General features: G+C 63.0%; 16 protein-coding genes. 8 read left to right on the top strand and 8 right to left on the bottom strand.

The genetic code is table 11. The features are described 5' to 3' along the window. Positions 1 to 8 precede the first annotated feature (8 nt). Positions 9 to 698: a response regulator transcription factor gene (locus tag V7M64_RS14415; protein WP_333679984.1), complete on the top strand. Its 690-nt coding sequence runs from the start codon at positions 9 to 11 to the stop codon at positions 696 to 698. Further along, positions 695 to 2134, top strand: a complete 1440-nt coding sequence (locus tag V7M64_RS14410; RefSeq protein ID WP_333679983.1) for an ATP-binding protein — start codon at positions 695 to 697, stop codon at positions 2132 to 2134. The genes V7M64_RS14415 and V7M64_RS14410 overlap by 4 nt, the downstream gene beginning before the upstream one ends. 93 nt (positions 2135 to 2227) lie before the next feature. Here V7M64_RS14410 and V7M64_RS14405 read toward each other — a convergent pair whose 3' ends face one another. The 4 genes from V7M64_RS14405 to V7M64_RS14390 form a co-directional block, all read right to left on the bottom strand. Continuing rightward, entirely contained in the window at positions 2228 to 2863 is a 636-nt protein-coding gene (locus V7M64_RS14405) for a DUF4142 domain-containing protein (protein ID WP_333679982.1), read from the bottom strand. A 135-nt stretch (positions 2864 to 2998) separates the two neighbouring features. Then, positions 2999 to 4144: a CHASE2 domain-containing protein gene (locus tag V7M64_RS14400; protein ID WP_333679981.1), complete on the bottom strand. Its 1146-nt coding sequence runs from the start codon at positions 4142 to 4144 to the stop codon at positions 2999 to 3001. 205 nt (positions 4145 to 4349) lie between these two features. Then, positions 4350 to 6002 (bottom strand): FecR domain-containing protein, encoded by a 1653-nt coding sequence (locus V7M64_RS14395; protein ID WP_333679979.1) that lies wholly within the window; start codon positions 6000 to 6002, stop codon positions 4350 to 4352. A gap of 276 nt (positions 6003 to 6278) precedes the next feature. Then, positions 6279 to 9122: an ATP-binding protein gene (locus tag V7M64_RS14390; RefSeq protein ID WP_333679978.1), complete on the bottom strand. Its 2844-nt coding sequence runs from the start codon at positions 9120 to 9122 to the stop codon at positions 6279 to 6281. 174 nt (positions 9123 to 9296) lie between these two features. Between V7M64_RS14390 and V7M64_RS14385 the strand changes: the two genes are divergently transcribed. The 5 genes from V7M64_RS14385 to V7M64_RS14365 all read left to right on the top strand — a co-directional run bounded on the left by V7M64_RS14385 (position 9297) and on the right by V7M64_RS14365 (position 13966). Then, positions 9297 to 9959, top strand: a complete 663-nt coding sequence (locus V7M64_RS14385) for a response regulator transcription factor (protein WP_333679977.1) — start codon at positions 9297 to 9299, stop codon at positions 9957 to 9959. Between the two features lie 360 nt (positions 9960 to 10319). Further along, a complete protein-coding gene (locus V7M64_RS14380; RefSeq protein ID WP_333679976.1) occupies positions 10320 to 11639 on the top strand; it encodes a diguanylate cyclase in 1320 nt (439 codons plus the stop codon). A gap of 224 nt (positions 11640 to 11863) precedes the next feature. Continuing rightward, positions 11864 to 12304 (top strand): MarR family transcriptional regulator, encoded by a 441-nt coding sequence (locus V7M64_RS14375; protein ID WP_333679974.1) that lies wholly within the window; start codon positions 11864 to 11866, stop codon positions 12302 to 12304. 67 nt (positions 12305 to 12371) lie between these two features. After that, complete coding sequence (locus V7M64_RS14370; RefSeq protein WP_333679973.1) at positions 12372 to 12680, top strand: hypothetical protein; 309 nt, start codon at positions 12372 to 12374, stop codon at positions 12678 to 12680. After that, on the top strand, positions 12677 to 13966 hold the full coding sequence (locus V7M64_RS14365; protein WP_333679972.1) for an MFS transporter: 1290 nt from the start codon (positions 12677 to 12679) through the stop codon (positions 13964 to 13966). The genes V7M64_RS14370 and V7M64_RS14365 overlap by 4 nt, the downstream gene beginning before the upstream one ends. Positions 13967 to 14014: 48 nt before the next feature. Here the strand turns inward: V7M64_RS14365 and V7M64_RS14360 are convergent, their stop codons facing one another. The 3 genes from V7M64_RS14360 to V7M64_RS14350 form a co-directional block, all read right to left on the bottom strand. Further along, entirely contained in the window at positions 14015 to 15736 is a 1722-nt protein-coding gene (locus V7M64_RS14360; protein ID WP_333679971.1) for a TIM-barrel domain-containing protein, read from the bottom strand. A gap of 102 nt (positions 15737 to 15838) precedes the next feature. After that, positions 15839 to 16786, bottom strand: coding sequence for a hypothetical protein (locus tag V7M64_RS14355; protein WP_333679969.1), 948 nt, complete (start codon positions 16784 to 16786; stop codon positions 15839 to 15841). Positions 16787 to 16902: 116 nt separating this feature from the next. After that, on the bottom strand, positions 16903 to 18618 hold the full coding sequence (locus V7M64_RS14350; RefSeq protein ID WP_333679968.1) for a S53 family peptidase: 1716 nt from the start codon (positions 18616 to 18618) through the stop codon (positions 16903 to 16905). Between the two features lie 357 nt (positions 18619 to 18975). Between V7M64_RS14350 and V7M64_RS14345 the strand changes: the two genes are divergently transcribed. After that, complete coding sequence (locus V7M64_RS14345) at positions 18976 to 19272, top strand: addiction module antidote protein (RefSeq protein WP_333679967.1); 297 nt, start codon at positions 18976 to 18978, stop codon at positions 19270 to 19272. 52 nt (positions 19273 to 19324) lie between these two features. On the opposite strand, the gene V7M64_RS14340 is transcribed toward V7M64_RS14345, so the two are convergent. Further along, entirely contained in the window at positions 19325 to 20371 is a 1047-nt protein-coding gene (locus V7M64_RS14340) for a sulfotransferase (RefSeq protein ID WP_333679966.1), read from the bottom strand. Between the last annotated feature and the right edge of the window lie 166 nt (positions 20372 to 20537).

Here is a 20537-nt window from a genome sequence, read left to right as displayed (position 1 = left end):
GTAACGGCATGCATCGCGTAGCACTAGTGGAAGATCATGAGCGCCTCGCCGAGATGATCAAGGCGGCGCTTTTACGAAGCGGTATCGAAACCGACATCTTCCCCGATGCCGCCACCGCCCTGTACGCGCTGGCGCGATTCGAATTCGCGCTGCTGGTGCTGGATCGCGGTTTGCCGGATGGCGATGGCATCAAGCTATTGCGCCGGCTGCGAGTCGGCGGCTCAACGATACCGTGCCTGATGCTTACCGCCAGAGACGCCATTCACGATCGCGTCGAAGGGCTCGAAAGTGGGGCCGACGACTATTTGCCCAAGCCATTTTCCATGGAAGAACTGGTGGCGCGCGTGCGTTCCTTGATGCGGCGCCCTGCGGCGATGGCGCCGCTCTCGCCGGACTTTGCAGGGCTCACGGTCGACCCGGAACGTGCTTGCATGGGGTGCCAGGGCGAATGGGTGTCGCTGTCGCCGTCGGAGTTGCAGATCATCCTGCGCATGGTGTCGGCGGCTGGAAACGTGGTCCGGCACACGCAACTGGAACACGCCGCCTGGGGATTGCATGACGACGTCACGCCGAACGCGCTCGACGTAGCCCTGCATCGCCTGCGCAAAAAACTGTTCGCCATCGATGCCGGCATCAAGATCGTGAATGTGCGCGGCATCGGCTACCAATTGCAGAAGACGTCCGCGGATTCCCGATGAACCAAGCCGGCAACGCCATGACCATGATGCCACCCGATGCACAACAAGCACACATAGAAACGACGAGGCCATCGACGGCGCCGCGGTTTTTCCTGTTCGATAGCCTTTCCTCACGGCTTCTGGCGACTTGCCTGCTGGCCTTGGCGCTGAGCCTCGCGGTGGTTCTGGCGCGCATCGGCTTTGTTTTTGCGCATTATCCCGCCGAGATGTTCGCGAGCGACGTCCTCGGGAGCGTAGCGCACCGATTGGCCAGGTCCGTGCAATTGGACGCACAGGGGCGGCCGGTTTCGCTTCCGATACCGGCGGACATCAAAAGGTTCAGCACGGCGTTTGCGCAGGATACGGGATACGAAGTGGTCGACGAATTCGGCGATGCCGTGTTGTCGTCGATGCCGATGATCGTTTCCGTGCCGCACGCGGGCGACTGGATGACGACGCAACGTTCCCGGTTTGAAAGTGGCGGCAAGACCTTTTATGTGGAAACCGTGCCGATCCCCGGAGTGCGCAGGGCGTACTTCCTTCAGATCGTCACCAGCGAGGCATTCGATACGGCGCTGATCCGGATCAAGCAGAGCACGGTTCCCAAAACCGTCGGGATCAGTTTTCTGGTTGCTGCGCTGGTCTTCGTCGTCACCATGCTCATAACGCTGCGGCGGTTGTTGAAGCCGATCCGGGAGGCGTCGCAAGCCGCCGCCGGCATCACGCCGCAGAACCTCACGACACGGTTGTCGTTGCAACGCATCCCCAGCGAGATGCGACCGTTGGTGGCGTCGTTCAACGATGCGCTGGACAGGCTGGAAGAGGGCTATCTCGCGCAGCAGACCTTTCTCGCCGCTGCGGCGCACGAGTTGCAGACGCCGTTGACCTTGATTCGCGGCGAGGTCGAAATGCAGCCGGCTTCGCCTGGCACGCATCAGATCCTGCACGACGTCGACGCGATGTCCCGGCAGGTTCGCCAGCTGCTGCATCTGATGGAAGCCAGCGTGCTGCAAAGTTACGAGTTCGCCCAGGTCGATCTGGTGCACGCGGTGCGCGACGTGACCTCCCATCTGGCACGCCGCGCTTCGGCGCGGAACGTGGCGATAGAAACCCGCATGCTCGTGCCCGGCAAGCAGATCCGGGCGGACGAGGGCGGGGTGTTCATCCTGCTGAAGAATCTGCTGGAGAATGCGCTGGCGTTTGCACCCCGGCATTCCACCGTCATGGTGACGGCCGGTGCATCGTCGATCTCAGTGCACGACGAAGGGCCAGGTATCGATGAAGCGCATCTGCCTTTTATTTTCAACCGGTTCTGGCGCGCACCGAACAACCGAGCCGAAGGGTCCGGGTTGGGTCTGGCGATCTGCAAGGAGATCGCACACGCGCATGGCTGGCGGTTGGTCGCGAAGCGCACTCAGCCCGGGACACTCGTCACCATCCATTTTTCGGAAGCCTGAGCGAGCAAGCTCGTCCAATTTCTCCATGCCGGCAAAATAAAACCGCCGCGATGTCCCCATCGCGGCGGCAGGTTGATCCAGGCAGTCAGCGCCTTACCAGGGAGCTGCGACCAGCGAGACCGGCTCCCAGAACACCGGTGCCTTCGATCCACCACGCGTGTCGGCCGAAGCCACCGCTTCCTGGTGATGCGGGACCGTCCAGCCGGACGAACGCAGCACGGCCATGGCGACCGTCAAGTTGCCGCGCAGGGCGGGAATGGCCTGGTGGGCGAAATCCTTCAGGGCGGGATTGATGGAGGTGAGCTTCATCGCCTCGTAGGCGGAAATCATGCGGCAATGGTTGCGTACCGCCGCGCTGGCGAAGCTCTTGTCGAACGCATCGCCGTTAAGCGACTGCATGCGATCGATCATCGCGTTGTCGTCCGCCGGCTGGCGGGCATGGCCGTTGGCACCGGGCAACAATTGCGCCAGGCGCGTGCCGAGGGCGGTACGTTCCTGAATGATCGTGTTGGCCAAATCGATCACACGCGGGTTGGTGGACTTGGTCAGGGCCAGCTTCGCCATGGCGATCTGGTTGGCGTTGTCATCCTTGGCGCGGCTGAGAAAAGCCTGTTCGTCGGCGTTCAACGGTTGGACGGGGTCGGCGGCTTGCGCGAGTCCGGCCGCCAGCGTCATCCATACCAGCACCAGCGACATGGGAACGAGCCTGGAGAAACTTGCAACGCGCATAACGAATCGCCTGTGTGATCGAGTTTTGCCCCTACGGTTGCCAATGTGGACTTGGGGAAGTTCAAAAGGTGTTTAGAATTCGTCAGGCAAATAGCGAACGCTGATAACGAGCGTTCTTTTCTTCAGCAAGCTGCTTTACGCGTGCACCGGACGGCGATGGCGCATTAACAAGTGCCAGGCGATGAACTCGACGGCAATCACGACCAGGCAGCTCGCCGGCGGCCACCACACGTAAGAAGTACGCAACGCGGTGAGGCTTACCGCAAAAACCAGCGCCATGCTGATCAGCGGCAAGGGCCAGTTCCGCCCGATGCCGGGTAATCCGTAGAGCAGCAGAGGTACTGCCAGCATCGCGGCGCCAACGGCGAACTGGTGCAGGAAGCCGAGCGGCGTCACCAGCATGCCGCGCTCCAGCGACTCCAGCACGTTCGCCTGGTATTCCACGCCCGGCATGGGCGATTCGGGCGTCTGCAGAATGTCGCCGAGGCCTTCGGCGGTGGCGCCGATCAGCACCCAGCGATCTTTCAGCAGGCTCACAGGCACACGGTTGTTGAGTACGTCGACGGACGACAAATATCCAAACGCGCCGCGGGCGCCGGCGTAGCGGAGCAGGACGTAGTCGTCGCGCATCCATAGGTAAGGCGATGCATCGTTGCGCACCGGATCGCGCAAGCCGGGCAGCTTGCCCCTGGGTGCGGCGTGGCCGACTTGCAATACCGCCAACGCCAGCGAGGGCCAGTAAGGACTGCCAAGCCCGGCTTTCAGGTATGCGCCGCGCACCCGTTCGTCGCTGTCCTTGGCGGCATCCACGTGTCCCAATCCGGCCACGCTCTGCGCGATGCTGCTGACCGGCAACGCTTCCTGCAGCGGGCCGCCCAGCGAGACGGCTTCGGCGAACACCGGCAACACCACCTTGCCGTTGCGGCGGATGGCGGCGGCGATCTGTTCGTCGTTGCCCGGATCGTTGGATGGCGTGGACATGGTGACGTCCATGCCGATGCCGCGCACACCGTCCGCCGTGAGGCGGTCGATCAGCTGCGCGTAGACGGAGCGCGGCCAGGGAAAACGGCCGATTTCATCCAGGCTCTTGGGATCGATCGCGACGATCACGACGCGGTCGTCCGGCGTGTAGTGCCAGTGGCGTGCGTTGAGGTCGTAGAGCGCGTTGTCGAGTGGCACGGTGACACCGCTGACGATCATCAGCATGAGCAGGCCGACGCCGGCCATCCAGAGCATGCCGCGTACGAGCCAGGTGAAGGCGGTGGTGGAAGACGCGGGCACTTCAAATTCTCGTCGCGGCTTTTCTTCCTCCCCTGCGTGCAGGGGAGGGCTGGGGTGGGGTTGCATGGACTTGCCGTACAGCTTTAGTTCGGCGCGAGGTCATGGACTTCGCCCCACCCCAACCCTCCCCTACTACACGTACAGGAGGGAGCCATTCATGGCGGGAATGAAGCGTGTCATTTAGATGCAAGTTCGTCTCACCCAACTACAACAACAACCACAACACCACGCCGCCGCCCGCGGCAATGGCACCGATCCGGCACGCCAGGCAACCACTCAGGCGAATCTTCTGCACCGCTCCCCACGGTCCGGCATACCCATCGGTATCGATCGTCTGCACGCGCACGTACCACGTGCCGGAGCCCGGCTTCCTGGTTTGCAGCAGCGGCTGGTCCAGCGTCTGGTCGATCTGCGGATGCGCAAAGTCGGGATGGCGGTCGAGCTGGATGTGGTACTTCTGCCCCGGCGTGCCGGGTGGCCAGCCGAGGCTCACCGCGTTCTTCGATGACGTGGGCTTGCCCACCTGCGGCGCGGGCGGTTGCGGCACCAGGTCGAACGGCATCGGATCGGTGAAGGGGCCGAGCTTGCCAGTCTTGCTGCGGGTGGCGATGCGCCAGTAGTAGTGGCCGTACGGCAGGGTAGCGGGCGCACGCACGTTGTCGCCGGTCAGTTGCGCCTCGCTGGCCAGCGGTTGGGCGAAGGATGGCTCGCCGGCCAGCTGCCACACGTAGGAAGCCGCTTCCAGGCTTTCCGTCCAATGGAAGCGCGGACGCGTATCGCGCACCTTGCTGCCGGGCAGCGGATCGATCACCAGCGGCGGCTGCGGATGGGCGTTCATGTGCAGCGTGCACACGCCATCGTCGCCTTCCAGTTTTTGCGCATCGATGCCGCGCACGCGTATGGCGTAGTCGCCATCCGGCAGGTCGGGCAGGCTGAGCTGCGCGGCGCTGCTAATGTGATCGAGCAGCAGCATCTCGAACTTGTCGTTCGGCGCCAACTGCACGCGATAGTGCGTGGCGCCATCGAGCGCCGTCCAGGCCAGCACGAACGGCAGCTTGTTGATGGCTTGCGTGGGGCAGTGCAACGTCGGCGCTGGCAACAGCAGTTGCGCCTGCGTGGGCTTGGCGCCATCGCTCACGGCCACGCCGTGTTCTTTCGGCACCAGCACGTGTGCGTGATCGCCACCCACGTCCACGCGGCCGGTCAGCACTTCGGTGCGCGACTGGCCTTGGTCGGCGGTCACGCGGAAGTGCGTGCCGCGCACGCTGGAAATCGTTCCGGGCGTTTCCACGCTGAAATGCGCGCCGATGCCGGTCATCGGCGTTACCGCATTGGTGACGCGGCCATGCTGCAGGCGCAGGCGCGTGTCTACCATCCCGGTGCGTCCGTAGGCGCTCATCTGGTCAAGGTCCAGCGCGCTGTCTTCTTCCATCAGCACGCGCGAGCCGTCGGCAAATTGCAGGGTGAGGCTGGCGTTGGCGTCGGTGCTCAAGTGCGTGCCGTAGCCGAGCGTCATGCCCGGCGTGACGTTTTCCGTTTGCGTTTCGCCAGGCAGCTGCACGTGCGCGTTACCCATCACCGCCACCACCGTGGCGTTCGCCGGCTGCACGCGCAGCCAGGCAATCGGCACGCGCAGCGTCATGCCCGGCGGCAGGTGATACGGATCGGCCACCTTGTTGTACGCCTGCAGCCTTTGCCAGGGCACGTCGGGTTTCAGATAACGGCTGGAAAGATCCCAGATGTTGTCCTGCGGCCGGACGCGGTAGGTCCAGTCGGCAGCGGAAAGCATCGGTGCGATCGAAACGAGCAAAAGCAGCGCGGCCAGCCGTGGCAGCAACCTGTTACGGGTGGGATACATCATTCCCCCTGAGAACCATCAAGACGCCCCCTGTTCGTCATGGGCCGGCAACGGCGCGCAACCTTGGGTCCAAGGGTTGCCGGGATGCCGAATGGTGGGGGAATTGTGCGGGATGCGAGGGCGGGGTGCCAGTTATTGTTGTTGCGCGGAGAAACTTGCAGTTGCTTGCAACAGGTTTCCGGATGGTTCAATCGCCAGAAGCCTTGCTCGTCATTCCGGCGCAGGTGCCGGAATGACGATTCGCTTCGAATGGGCTCGACGCAGGGAGTCCATGCCTTACGCGGAATGGGCCTGCGCTGCCAATCCCGACAGCTCGCGCTGCAGTCTTTGCAGATAACCGGGCAATTGCCGTAGCGCGTCCCCAGCCGCTTCGCCGTCCAGCGCCGCCATCAACTCGCGTCCTTCCGCCATCACTTGCCCATTCGTAAAAAGCTGCAACGCGCCCAGCAGCCGGTGCAATGTGCGTTGCGCCTGCACGCCGTCGCCTTGCGCCATGGCCTGCTCGAGCCTGGCCAGATCCGGACCGCTGGTTTTCAACATCGCCTGCAGCATGTCGGCACGCAGGTCTTCCATGCCCGGTTCGGCGAACACGTCGTCGAACAAGCCGGCTTCCGTTTTCGGCGTAGCCGCGCGCGGGGTCCACGTGCGCAGCTTGTCTTCCAGCGGGCGCAACTGCACCGGCTTGCTGAGGTAGTCGTCCATGCCGGCTTTGAAGCAGCGTTCGATCTCGCCATCGAGCGCGTTGGCGGTCATGGCGATCACCGGCAGGTGGGTGGCGCGCCGGGTGGACGATTCGTGCTGGCGCCACGCCGTTGCCAATTCATAGCCGTTCATCAGCGGCATCTGGCAGTCGGTGAGCAGCATCGCGTAATCGCGTTGGCGCAAGGCCGCCAGCGCGGCCTGGCCGTCGCCGACCACGTCGCAGTCCCAGCCCAGCAAGCCAAGCTGGCGGCGGATCAGCGACTGGCTGATCGGATGATCTTCCGCCACCAGGATGCGGCCGGTTGCCGGCAGGACATCGACCGGCGCCATCACGGGCGCGACAACTTCGCGCGGCGCAGGTGACGGCGTCAGTGTCCGGGCACAAACGCGTGCCACCGCCTGCCATTTCAGCGGATTGGTGTTGAGCCAGAGGCGCTCGCCGCGCGGGCCGCTGATGCCGTTCGCGCCGGCATCGACCAGGATCGGCTGCGCGGCAATCATCGCGGCGCTTTGCTGGTCATGCTGGTCGATAAAGAGCAGGTTGGCCGCGGCGCCGCGCCGCATCGGTTGCGCCGGCGGGATCTGCTCCACCGTCAGACCCAAGGTCGTGAGATGGGCGGCGAGGGCATTGGCGGTGTCGACCGACGCCAGCCGCACGATCGCATGCCGGCCGGCCAGTTCGGCAGGACGCTCAACCTCGCGCTGCGCCACCGGCAAGCGCAGTTCCAGCGTCACCTTGGTGCCTTCGCCGAGGCGGCTGCTGAGTTCGATGCTGCCGCCCATCAATTGCACCAGGTGACGGCAGATCGCCAGCCCCAGGCCGGTGCCGCCATAGCGGCGCGTGGTCCAGGATTCGGCCTGCGAGAACGGCGTAAAGAGGTTGGCCTGCTTGTCGGCGGCGATGCCGATGCCGGTATCGGCCACGCTGATGCGCACGCGCTGCGCGTGACCGTCGTCGCCGATCACGTGCAAACCCACGGCGACGCTGCCGCGCTCGGTGAACTTCACCGCGTTGTTGAGCAGGTTCATCAGCACCTGCCGGATGCGCACGCTATCGCCCAGCAGCTTGCCGGCCAGCGTGGCGTCCGCGCCGACGTCCAGGCCCAAACCTTTCTTGTGCGCCGAACCGCTCATCATGCCGGCCACGTTGTCGATCAGTGTGCGCAGATCGAACGGCGCGTCGTCCAGGCGCACGTTGCCGGCTTCCAGCTTGGAAAAATCCAGCACATCGTTGAGTACCTGCAGCAGCACGCCGGCGGAATCTTCCACCGCATGCACCAATTCGTGCTGCTCGTCATTCAACGGCGTACGGCCGAGCAGTTCGAGCATGCCGATCACGCCGTTCATCGGCGTTCGGATCTCGTGGCTCATGGTGGCGAGGAAGTCGGCCTTCGCCTTGGACGCGCGCTCGGCGGCGTCGCGCGCGGCGAGCAGGGTCTGGTTGTGCGCGTTGATGCTGGTGGTGTCGATGACGTAGCCGATCCATTCCAGCTGGCCATCCGCCAGCTGGCGCGTGCCCATCACCAGGTGGATCCAGCGCAGGCCCTCCGCACCGTAGGCGCGAAAATCCAGCGTGACGGTGCCGCGATGGCGCGTCGCGCGCTGCAGCAGGCGGCGTAGGGCCGGCGCATCTTCCGGATGAATGCTGTCGTGGAACGGCCAGTCGCGCAGCACGTCGTCCTGTTCCAAGAGATCGGCATGTTCCAGGCCGAACAACGCGTGCAGGTTGCCGGCGAGGAAGGCCAGCCGCTGCCGCCGGTCGTCGCCGCGGCGCACGACGAACACCACCACCGGAATGCGCTGGGTGATGTCGCGCAGGCTCTGCTCGGTGGCGCGCGCGCTGCGTTCGATCTGCCGGTATTCGGTGATGTCCAGCAGCATGGCGATGGTGCCCTCCACACCGCCGTGCGGCGCGTGGGTGGGCGCTTCCAGCAGCAGGCCGGTGCGCTGGTGTCCATCGCTGCTCAGGTAATCCAGTTCGCAGCGCTGCACCTTGTTCTGGCGTAGCGCGTCGATGCTCGATTGCTGCAGGCGCTGCGGCGCCGAGCTGCCGTCGGCCAGCGGAACCCAGCGCTGCGCCGGAAGTGCCAGGCTTTCGTGCCCCAGCATGCTGGCCGCATCGATACCGAGCCGCAGCTCGCACGCACGGTTGAGCGCCACGTAGGTGCCGGACGCATCCTTGACCAGCACCGGAAACGGCACGGCATCCAGCTGCGCCTGCGTCACCGCGCTTTGCTGCGCGAGTTTCCTCTCCGCTTCGGCCAGTTTTTCCCGCTGCAGGAACAGCATGCGCAACACCGCCAGCGCGAGCAGGGCGGTAAGACTGAGCAGGGCGGCAAGCACCACCACCGCCATGCCGATCGGGCCGGTATCGAACCAGCCGGCGGCCGCGTCGCTGAGGAATAGGGCTAGGGTCACGGTGGCGTGTGAGGGCGTGCTGAGAAAGAAAGTTGTCCCTGTGCAGCCGGCTCCGTAGCGGCTGTGGGCGCATGATGACATGTCGGCTGGGGAAAGAGGCTGCGCGTTCTTCGGTAGAATCCTAACCATGACGGCTGGACATGCCGTCGCTATGGGAATCCGAGCCTCCCCGCTATGCCCCCGATTGGCGAGATAACCCGGATCGTCATTGCCGACGATCACCCCGTCGTGATGCTTGGCATCCGTGCGCTGCTGAAAGAACACAGCGGCATGCAGGTGCTTGGCGAAGCGAGCCATGGCCGTGAATTGCTGGCCTTGCTGGCGAGCACGCCATGCGACCTGCTGATCACCGACTTTTCGATGCCTTACGAAGACGGCTCCGGCGATGGCCTGCCCTTGCTCAAGCGCGTGCGCCGCGAGCATCCCAGGCTGCCGATCATCGTGCTGACCATGGTGCACAACGCCGCCCTGACCCGCGGCATGCTGGCCGCCGAGGTGAACGGCCTGGTCGCCAAGGTGGCGATGACCAAAGAGCTGCAGCTGGCGATCGGCGCGGTGATGAACGGCCGCACGTACATATGCGAGTCCATGCGCGAACACGTCATGGATTGGTCCCCGGAAGGATCGGAGCGTGCCGCCGACCCGGCCTCGCTCTCCCAGCGCGAGGCCGAGGTGGTGCGCCTGTATGCGCAGGGGCTGTCGGTGACCCAGATCGCCGAGCAGCTGCACCGTAGCGTGAAGACCGTCAGCCAGCAGAAGAACGATGCGATGCGCAAGCTGGGGATCACCAGCAATACGCAGTTGTTTGAGTATGCGCGGACGTACGGGTTGTTGTAGCGGCTGGTCGCCACGCGCGGCGAGGACCAAACGCCGCCGCCAGACATATCTCGGCGACATGCGGCTGCACGCTAAAGCACAAGCAACCCCACCCCAATCCTTCCCTGCCGTCGCAGGGGAGGGAGCACAGCGCGGTGCCACGACGATTCCATTTTAGGAATCGTCCGATACAGCCACCCACCCCCAAAACGCATCCTTCTCGTCCATAAAGCAACGCCACTGCCATGGCGTTCGTGATTTCCCGCGCGCCCACGGATGGACGTGTGTCGGCGAGTTAACGCCGGCGGCAGGCATGCATTACCCCCTGTGAGTACTGCCTGCCGGGATCTTCTGTTCGGCAACGGGTGCGAGGTATCGACAATGTTCAAGGACATGCAAGGCGCCGCGCTCGATCGGCTGCAGTCGGTCATCCATGCGCATCCGCAGTGGCAGTGGGAGATCGACGAGCGCCACCGCTTCACCACCGTGGCCGATGGCCTGCTTGAGATGCTGGGGCGCCAGCGCGCGGACGTGCTTGGCGAGCCGGTGAACGCCTTCATGGCGCCGACCGAGGCGATCCGCGTGCGGCGCTTCTTCGCCTCGCGCCCCAAGGCGTTTTCCTGCGCCATCAGCCGTCACCTGCACGCGGACGGCAGCACCGTGGCGCTGGAATCCGACGCGATGGCACTGGAAAACGAGGCCGGCGAATTTTCCGGCTATCGTGGCGTCGCGCACGGCGTGATGGATCTCACGCACGCCGAAAACGTGTACCGCATGATGGCCATCTACGACACCGCCCCCAGCGCGCTGTGCCTGATCGGCCGCGATGGCCGTTACCTGGCCGCCAACACGGCGTACGCCGCCATCCACGGCGTGCGCGCGGAAACGCTGGTAGGCCGCAAGGTAGCCGAGTTGATGCCGGGCGCCGGCCAGGTCATCCGACGCAGCCTCAGGCTGCTCGAGTCAGGGCAGGATGTGCCCGCGCAGGAAATCGAACACCAGGACAAGCACTACCAGGTGCTGGCCAATCCCGTGCACAACCGCATGGGGCAGGTGATCGGCATCACCGCCGCGCTCACCGACATTACCGATCGCAAGCAGGCCGAGCAGAAACTGGCCGACATCAACCGCCAGCTCGAGTACTACGCCAACAACGATCACCTGACCGGCCTGCCCAATCGCCGCCGCGTCGACGAAGTACTGGTGGATGAAGTGCAGCGCGCGATGCGCAGCGGCCATCCGCTGTCGGTGCTGATGATCGACGTGGACTACTTCAAGAAATACAACGACCACTACGGCCACCTGCGTGGTGACGACTGCTTGCGTGTCGTCGCGGCGGAACTGCGCAAATCATTGCATCGCTACTGCGACGTGGTCGGCCGCTACGGCGGCGAGGAATTCATCGCCATCCTGCCCGACACCGACGCGATCGGCGCCTTGAAGGTTTCCGGCGCGATCCTGCATGCCATCAATGCCCTCAACATGCCGCACGTGCAAAGCCGCTACGGCAAGCTCACGTTGAGCATCGGCGTGACCAGCCTGGGCAGCGTGCCGCACGGCCAGGGCGTGGAAGAAACGTGCGATGCCCTGCTGCACGCGGCTGATCGCGCGCTCTATACCGCCAAGCTGGCCGGTCGCAATACCGTCTACGGCATGTCCACCGCCGAACTTGGTGGCGCATGGAAGGGACGGCAGGATTGACCGCAGGTCGGGTTGCTCGGACTAAATCCGCATATTCCCAGGACAATGGCTTGTGCGTGCATCCCGAGGCTTGCGGCGATCGCGGCGATCGCAAGTTTCTGGGCGCAAGTTAGTGCCCTTGGGGGTAGCCCAACCTGCCTGGCTGTGCCGGCGCCGGTTTGCGGCTGGGACATATAGAAAGCCTAACTTTGCAGTTAACCTTCCTATACCCTAGACTGCGCGCCATGAACGCGCTCACTTCCGATACCGCCATGGCTACCGCCGGCGAACTCCGCGTACTGCTAGGCAAGCTGAAACGCCGCCTGCGCGAGGAAACCGGTTCGTACGGGCTCAGCTGGTCGCAGGTATCGGTGCTTGGCCATCTGGAACGCGATGGCTCCAAAACCGTTACGGAACTTGCCGAACTCGAAGGCGTGCGCCAGCAATCGATGGGCGCCACGGTGGCTTCGCTCGAAACAGCCGGTTTGCTGAAAGGCGCGCCGCATCCTACCGACGGCCGCCGCACCATGCTTTCACTGACGTCGAAAGCGCGCGCCTGGATCAAGGCCAGTCGCGCGGCGCGCGAAGACTGGCTGTTCCACACCATCCAGACACGGCTTTCGCCGGCCGAGCAGAAAAAACTCGCTGGCGCCGTCGAGCTGCTGAAACGACTCGTCGAGCCTTGAAGTTTTCTTCCTGCGCGCGATGAGTGCGCACGGCGGCCATCGCACAAACGCATCCCGGAGTCTCCTCATGCACTACGTGGCTTACTTCTTCGGCGGCCTGTTCCTGCTCAACGCCGTGCCGCATGTCGTCAGCGGCACGATGGGGCGCGCTTTTCAAAGTCCGTTCGCCAGCCCACCGGGCCGGGGGCTTTCGTCCGCTACCGTCAACGTGCTGTGGGGTTTCCTCAATGCGGTGATCGGCTATCTGCTGCTCTGCCGCGTGGGCGACTTCAACCTGCGCCATATCCCGGACATGATCGCGGCGGCCTTGGGCGCGCTGTTGCTTGCGTTGTTCAATGCGCACACCTTCGGGCGCGTCAACAGCGGCAATGCATGAGCATGTTCCGCTCGCTGCGCGGCTACAACTACCGCGTGTGGGCCGGTGGTGCGCTGGTATCCAACGTGGGTACGTGGATGCAGCGCATCGGGCAGGATTGGCTGGTGCTGACGCAACTCACGCACAACAATGCCTCGGCCGTCGGCGTGGTGATGGCGCTGCAGTTCGGACCGCAGATTCTGTTGTTGCCGCTGACGGGCTACGCGGCCGACCACATCAATCGACGCAAGCTGCTGTTCGTCACCCAGGCGTCGCTGGGAGTACTGGCGTTGGGCCTGGGCCTGCTCACCGTAACGGGCTTGATCAAGCTGTGGCAGGTGTATGCCTTTGCATTCGCGCTCGGTTGCGTCACGGCGTTCGATGCACCGGCGCGGCAAACGTTCGTGTCGGAGCTGGTGAGCGAGGATGACCTTTCCAATGCCGTAGCGCTCAATTCCACCTCGTTCAACGCCGGGCGCATGCTCGGTCCGGCTGTCGCAGGTTTATTGATTGCCGCGGTAGGCACGGGCTGGGTATTCGTGGTGAATGCGGCATCGTTCGTGGCGGTGCTGTGTTCGTTGCGCTTGTTGCGGCCCGAAGAGCTGCACGTAAAGACGAGCGGCCATCGCGCACGCGAGCGTCTTGCCGAAGGCTTCCGCTACGTATGGCGTCGGCCGGACCTGCGCGCAGTGCTCGTGATGTTATTCCTGTTCGGCACCTTCGGACTCAACTTCGCCATCTTTATTTCCACCATGTCGGTGAAGGTATTCCATGCCGGCGCCAGCCGTTATGGCCTGCTTACCTCCAGCATGGCGGTCGGCACGGTAATCGGCGCATTGCTGGCGGCGCGGCGGGCGAGGCCGAGCGTGCCGCTGCTGATTGCGGCGGCGGGGTTATTCGGTGGCGGGCTGGTGTTGGCGGCGCTGTCGTTCGACTTCTGGATGTTTGCGGCGATGCTGATGGCGATCGGTGTTTGCGCACAGACCTTCACCACCTCCACCAATAGCCTGGTGCAGCTCGCTACGGAGCCGGCCATGCGCGGCCGCGTGGTGGCGATCCTGCTTGCGATTGCGCTGGGTGGTACGCCGCTGGGTGCGCCGGTGGTCGGTTGGGTGGCCGATACGTTTGGGCCGCGATGGTCGTTGGGCGTGGGCGCTGCGGCGGGGTTTGGCGCGGTGTTGGTGGGGTTGCGCTACCTGGTGAAGCATCGTGCTCTGCACGTGCGCGTGGAGGCGGGGCGGTTGCGCTTCAGCGTGCAGCAACCGCTGGCTGATGCGCGCGAGAGTGGTCATTCTGCGCAGACGTAGCTCCCTCCCTGTTACACGTAGGGAGCCCGTATGCGGCAAGAACACGACTCAGCGCCAGCCGACGCTCACCGCATCGCGAATATCCCGCCGCGGCACCGTAACGCTGGCCGTCGCCTCTTTGTCATCCCAATGCCAGGCCGTCACCACCTTGCCGTTTACACAGACCGACCGCGGCTTGGTCATCGCATGAATCCGCACTTCATACGCACGCTGCAACGGTTGGCCTTTGTACGTCCCTTTCACCGCCGCCAACGTCAGCACATGCGAACCGTCCGCCCGGGTCTCATAGCTCATTGGCGTGATGGCATAACTCCCCTTCGCATAATCAAGCGACACGCCATCGTCCTCGTACAAATCGAAATGTCCCTTGCCTGATCCATACACGTTGACGATCAGCGCATCCAGCGGCCTGGCATCGGAATAATCACTCGGCTCCTGCTCCGGAACAATCGAGCCTTCGCGCACGAACACCGGCGTCTGGTCGACGTCGTAGTGCGCCGTGAAGGATTTGCCGCCGTCGTAGCGCTTCCCGCTGAAGAAGTCGATCCATTCGCCGGCCGGCAAATACACCGCGCGATTGCCGCTGGCGTCCAGCACCGGCGCCACCAGCATCTCGTCGCCGAAGAAGTACTCGTGCGAGTGGCGATAAGCCTCTTCCGATTGCGGATACTGCAAGTACAACGGACGCAGCAATGGCAGCGACAAGGTGTGAGCTTGCCACGTATACGTGTAGATGTAGGGAATAAGCTGCGTGCGCAGGCTGAAGTATTTGCGCATCAGCGCGATTCCCTTGTCGCCGTATACCCATGGCATGCGCACATTGCCTTCGTGCGGATTGGCATGCGCGCTATGCATGCGCAGGATCGGGCTGAAAGTGCCGAATTCGATCCAGCGCGCATAAAGATCAAAAGCGATCTTCGCGCCATGGAAGCCGCCGATATCGTGGCTGATGTAGGGCACCAGCACATTGCCGCCGCGCGCGGTGAAAGCGACTTCGTACGCCAGCACCGGCCATTCCGAATAGGTGTCGCCGGTGAAAAAGCCGGGATAGCGCTCGCTGCCCCAATCGCCGTAGCGACCCAGGATGAAAGCGCGCTGGCCGGTGGCCTGTTGCGAGAAATCGTAGAACACCCGGTTGGTCCAGAACTGCGGATTGAGCCCCGGCATCGCCGTGGTGCCCCCGCCGCCATCCACCCACCAGGAGTTGACGCCGGCCTGCATCAATGGCCCATGCAGATCGCGCATGAACACGTCCGCCTGCCGCTGGTCGGAAAGATCGAACGCGATGCGCGGCGGCGGCGCCACGTTCTTGATCGCCACCGGGCCACGAAAAATACCGCCGCCTTGCTCGCCCGGTACCACGCGCAAGGCGATTGCATTGGGCTGGCCCGGGTGAACGTACGGCTTGATATCGGCATACGTAAGGCGCCTCGGCCACTGCACGTGACTGTGCTCGACCTCCGTGCCGTTGACGAAGAGACGATACGCCTGCCCAACCTCGCCCAGATACAGATACAAGGCATCCGGCAGCTCCGCCGGCAGCGACACCGAGGTGCGATACCAGCCAATGCCCTGGTAATCCGGATAACCCTGCCGATTCCATGATTGATCGGTGCGTATCGGTTGCCACGCATGATCGTCGTAGCCGGCGGCGAACCAATGTTGCTGTACGCCTTGATCGTGCGCATCCGGCATGAACTTCCACCCCGCCGAAACGTCCAGATCGAAGGATGGCTTCGGCGGCAATGGCTGCCGCAGATCCGTCAGCACCTGGGCCGCGTGGCTGTCGGCATGGGAAAGAATGCTTTCCTTCGTGCCCGCATAACCGGGGTGATCGTTGAGACTGAGCTTGATGCCGCGCTGGTGCAGCCATTACAGGAACTGCGTGGGCTGCGAAATCAGCGGGCTCCAGTCATAGCCGCCTTGCCAGCCGTAGTTGTGCCAGGCGAAATCCAGCACCAGCGTATCGAACGGAATGTGGTAATCGCGCAGGCGCGAGAGTTCGTCTTCCAGGTACTGCTGGTTGTAGCGCTCGAACTCCGGTGTATGCGCGTCGGCGGTATCCGGAAAATATTCGAAGTTGAAATCGGTGATCCAGTTGCCCAGCACGTAGCGCGGAATCATCGGGATGCCGCCGCAAAGCTGCGCGTATTCCTGCAGCACGCGCGGGTATTCGTGGTTATAGGTAAACAGGTACCAGTCTTGTCCGTAAGGCGTGGGGCGCGCTGTGATCCAGGCCATTTTCCCGTCCCACAACGGCGTCTGGCTGTCATCGATAAAGGCGTAGCCGCTACGGCTGAGCAAGCCCGGCTTGGCCGGCAACAACGGAATGTCGATGCCGGGAATGATGTCGTTGACCGGGCTCTGCGTGTCGTCTTGGGTCAAGTTGCTGCCGCTGACGTGATCGAGCGAGTAGGTGAGGCCGCCGAGATTCTGCGTATCGACCTGGCCGGGATGCCAGGTATGTGGCGCGCCGCCGGGGTTGGCCCAGGCAATCTCGAGGTTGTCCGCTTGGAAAGATCCGGAGTTCAAGCGGTAACGCAAGGTTACGCTGCTGGTGCGCACCACCAGCCAGCCGTCTTCCTTGGAAGATTGAGCGCCGACGGGCGACCAATCGCGCTTCTGCACGACCGCCGACGGTACGTCGACAAAATGCCCGCTCGGCGCGTATTCCATGCGCAGCAACGAGGGCGTGAGGAATTCGAAACGTGCATTGCCGGCGACAATCGTAGTGGTGCCCTGCGTCCGTGCATGAGAAACCAGCGGCGTCGATACGAATCCAACCAGCGTGATCAGGAGCATGCGGCGGACCATGTTCATGCGAGGGTCTCTTCGGAAAAGACCTCGCATTTATACTCGCCTTGCCGCTCGCGCATCGCAAAAAAGGAACGGAGGCCACGCATGGCCTCCGTTCACCACTTGCTTGCACTACGCGCTTACTGTCCGTACTGCGACATGAAGCCCGAACCCACCGGACTGCCCCAACCCGTCACCAGGTCATAGCCCGTCACAGCCGAATAGCTGCCGGACTTGCCGCTGGTGACGTCGTGGAACGTCGCCGAGTAGATGCTGCTGTTGTTGATGTTGTTGCTGTAGACGGTGGGCAGGAAGAAGCCCAGGTTCGACTTGCTATGGCTGGCCAATGACTGGTCGACCAAGGCGGCGAAGCCCGCCCACATCGGTGCCGCAAAACTGGTGCCGCCGTACTGGTTGTAAGTACAGCTGCCATTGCCGCACGCCATGAAGGTGAAGTTGGCATTGGCCGACAGATCCGGCCCATTGCGGTAAGTCGTCGAGCCTTTGTTGCTGCCGTTGATCGCTCCGGTCTGCCACGAAGGAATGGCGATCTTGTCCGGCGAAATGCCGCCTCCGCTGTCCACCCATGCCGTTTCGGAGGCCCATGGGCCCGCTGCGCCGCTGGTGGTCAGATCGGTGCCGCCGACGCCGATGACATAGGCCGCATCGGCCGGCCACGCTTCATTGCGCCTGGACCAGGTGGAACTGTCGCCGGAGGCGGCGAAGAAGCTCTGGCCCTGCGCGGCCATCTTTTGCCAATACGGATTGAGCGTGGACGGATCGGCCGGCGTCCAGCCCCACGAGCAACCGATGGTGGCCGGCGGTGCATAGCCATCCGTCGACACGGTCATCGCGCTGATGATCGCGGTATCGGTGGAGCCGACATACATCAATACATTGCTCAGGCCCGGCGCCATGCCTTGCGCTTGCGTCACGTCGAGCGTCTGCTCGATATCGGAACAGTTGCCGCTGCAACCGGTCGACGTGCCGTCGGTAGAGAGCACGCGCAGGTTATTGGGATTGGTCTGCTTTGCAGTCGAGTAGTACAGCGCCACGTCGGACGTGTTGATGCCGTAGAACTCCCACAAGCCTACGCTCTCGCCGGTGCCGGTGAGCGTGCCGCCAGGATAATAGGCTGCGCGCATATCGCTGCCGAGGAACGAGGCGCTGGGACCCGAACCGGTGGTGGCATGACTCACGACCGCATCCGGACTGATGCCGTGCGCGGCCGCGTAGTCGCTCTTCTTCACGTACAACGGATGCGGTTGCGAGAAATTATCCAAGCCCGACACGTGCCACAGCGGAATCGCCAGCGACGTGGTCGGCTCGCGGTCCGGACTGTAGAACGTGCGGTTCTCGGTGGGATGCCGATACGTGCGCATCTTTACGTTGAATGCCGACTCCACCGCCGACACCGGACCGATCACCTGGATATCCATGCGATCGCGGCTGCCCCCCGCCACCACCAGGCCGTGCTGCTGCAGGTATTGCACGACGGTGTCGTAGTCGTTTTGCGTCGGGCCAAAGCGCGCCGTGAATTGCGCCGGCGTGACATAGTTGTGGTAGTTCAAGCTCATCGGATCGGTGACTTGCGCCACGAAATTGTCCAGGCCCGCCTGATCGCGCACCGGCAGCACCACGTCCAGGCTCATGAGCTGACCGGCCGGCAGGCTGCTTACCAGCTGTGCCGTGTTGCTGCTTACCGCGTTACGTACGTGATGCGTGTAAAACTGGCCCGCATTCGCCGCCGCACTGGCGCCGAACGCCATCGCAACGGCCAATGACAATGCACCGGTCTTGCGCGTTGAAAGAAATCCTTTTGTCGTGCGTGTTCCAATCGAATCTTGTCTGGTCATGGAGCTACTCCTCAAAGTTAAGTAGTCAGTGACATCGAAAGAAAGAATCGAGGAAAACTAGAAGACGTACTGTTCCCTGTACTCCCCTCCCCAGGGGTGCCGAATGGCCGGCGGAGGTTAGGGTGGATTTCGTCGTTGCCGGGTGAATGAAGCGGCGTTCCTTACGCTTCGCCACGTAAAGCATGCGCGCCTGACATGGATTTGTGGCGTGGGTCACATAGTTGCCGGATGCCTTGCGCCAGAACTGCCATGCAGAGTCTTGCGAATGATTGCTGGCGAGTGCGCAAGATTTTGCAGCGTGGCCTAGCGAAGATAGCGCCAAGGCTATCCGTATCGCAGACACTTGGGAGAACTGATATGGCAGCCAAGAAAGAATCTTTCAGCCGGTACGATTCAGCCGACTATCTGAAAAGCGAAGAAGATATTGCAGCCTATCTCGATGCCTGTTCCGATGAGAACGACCCAGCTCTGATGGCCGTAGCGCTTGGCGCGGTGGCGTGTGCACGCAACATGAGCCAGCTGGCGCGCGACACGGGCCTTACTCGCGAAGGTCTCTACAAGGCGTTGTCAGCGGATGGCAACCCGAGCCTGGCAACGGCAATGAAGGTCGCCAATGCATTGGGCTACCAGCTTCGATGGGTGCCTGCTCGGTAATAACGAAACACTTAAGGCAACACCAACGTATGTCCACGCCTTCTTCAACGACTCACGAAAATGGCCGAAGCAATGTCATGCCAGGCGCACAAGCTGCTTCGAGGCGCATCCGCTCATCGCCAGGCAAGCTCACCCACTTCGCTGGATTCTTCCACACATGCCCCGCCGCCTGTGCAAGCCAAGCAGGATCATCCAGGCCCGGGTCCATAAAGCGAACAATGCGCTGAAGCTCGACATGCGGCGCATCCAGCATCGATTCGTAGCGTACGTGCAGGATCCGCTCGGCGGGCAGCTTTTCGAGCATGCCAAGGCCTATGGCAACCATCTCGGACCAGGCGGTTCCAATCGGCTCGATCGGCAGCGCGAAGTTCTGGAATACCTGCACGTCAAAACTTTCCGGCAGCAATCCACGCCATGCCGGAGGTAAGTCTTCGGGTGCTTCGTAGGCTGGCGTGAGATAGGGCGCTGAGCCGAACCTGCGCTTGAACATGGCGCTGATCATGCCCATCCGCGTCAGCGCAAAGCGGTGTGCCGATACTGCAAACTCGCGGCCATCGCGAAAGACGTGAATGAATTTTGCGTCGGGAAAGAAATGCGACAAGGCCTGCACAAGACCAAGCGATGCACCCGAGCGTTCGCACCAGAATCGGCGGCCAAGCCGCACGCACAACCATTCAAAGACTTGAAGATAGTGCTGGGGAACGTGGCCTGCCGGCAGTGACTGCACGAACACGCGCAACTCGTCGTGCAGCCCATCAGGGTCTTCGCTGAGCAGTGGCAGCGTCATCGCCAACAATGGCGGAATGCCTGTCTCGCGGAAGCGCAGTGCGGCGGGCATCGGGTAGCGAAACTCATCGATGACGAGGCCGCGCTCCATCAGGCGGAGCCACGCCGTATGGCGCGGACGCGGCTCGCTCAGCTTCGTCCAGAAACGCGGCCCGTCGAAAGAACCCTGCTGGAAGCCAAGCGGATGCAACGCATTGAACAACTCGGACAAGCTCAGTATGTCCGGATGCAGCGAAAGCAGGTTGGACAGCATCGTCGAGCCGGAACGGCCCGTGCTGACGATAAAGAGAGGCGTTTGAGTTGATGTCGCCACGATCATCACTCGCAGGAAGGCAGCCTACATGCCACGCACACGACCGATCAATCAACCCTTACAGACACACCAAGCATGATTTTGCTACGTTCGCTCCGTCATCGACGCCATCTTTAACCGGGCGACGTCGATGACCCATGCAGCAATGCTTGGAGAAGCGCAGATC

This window comes from Dyella sp. (assembly GCF_036746095.1).
Lineage (GTDB): Bacteria > Pseudomonadota > Gammaproteobacteria > Xanthomonadales > Rhodanobacteraceae > Dyella_B.
This window is presented reverse-complemented; position numbering and strand designations above follow the sequence as displayed.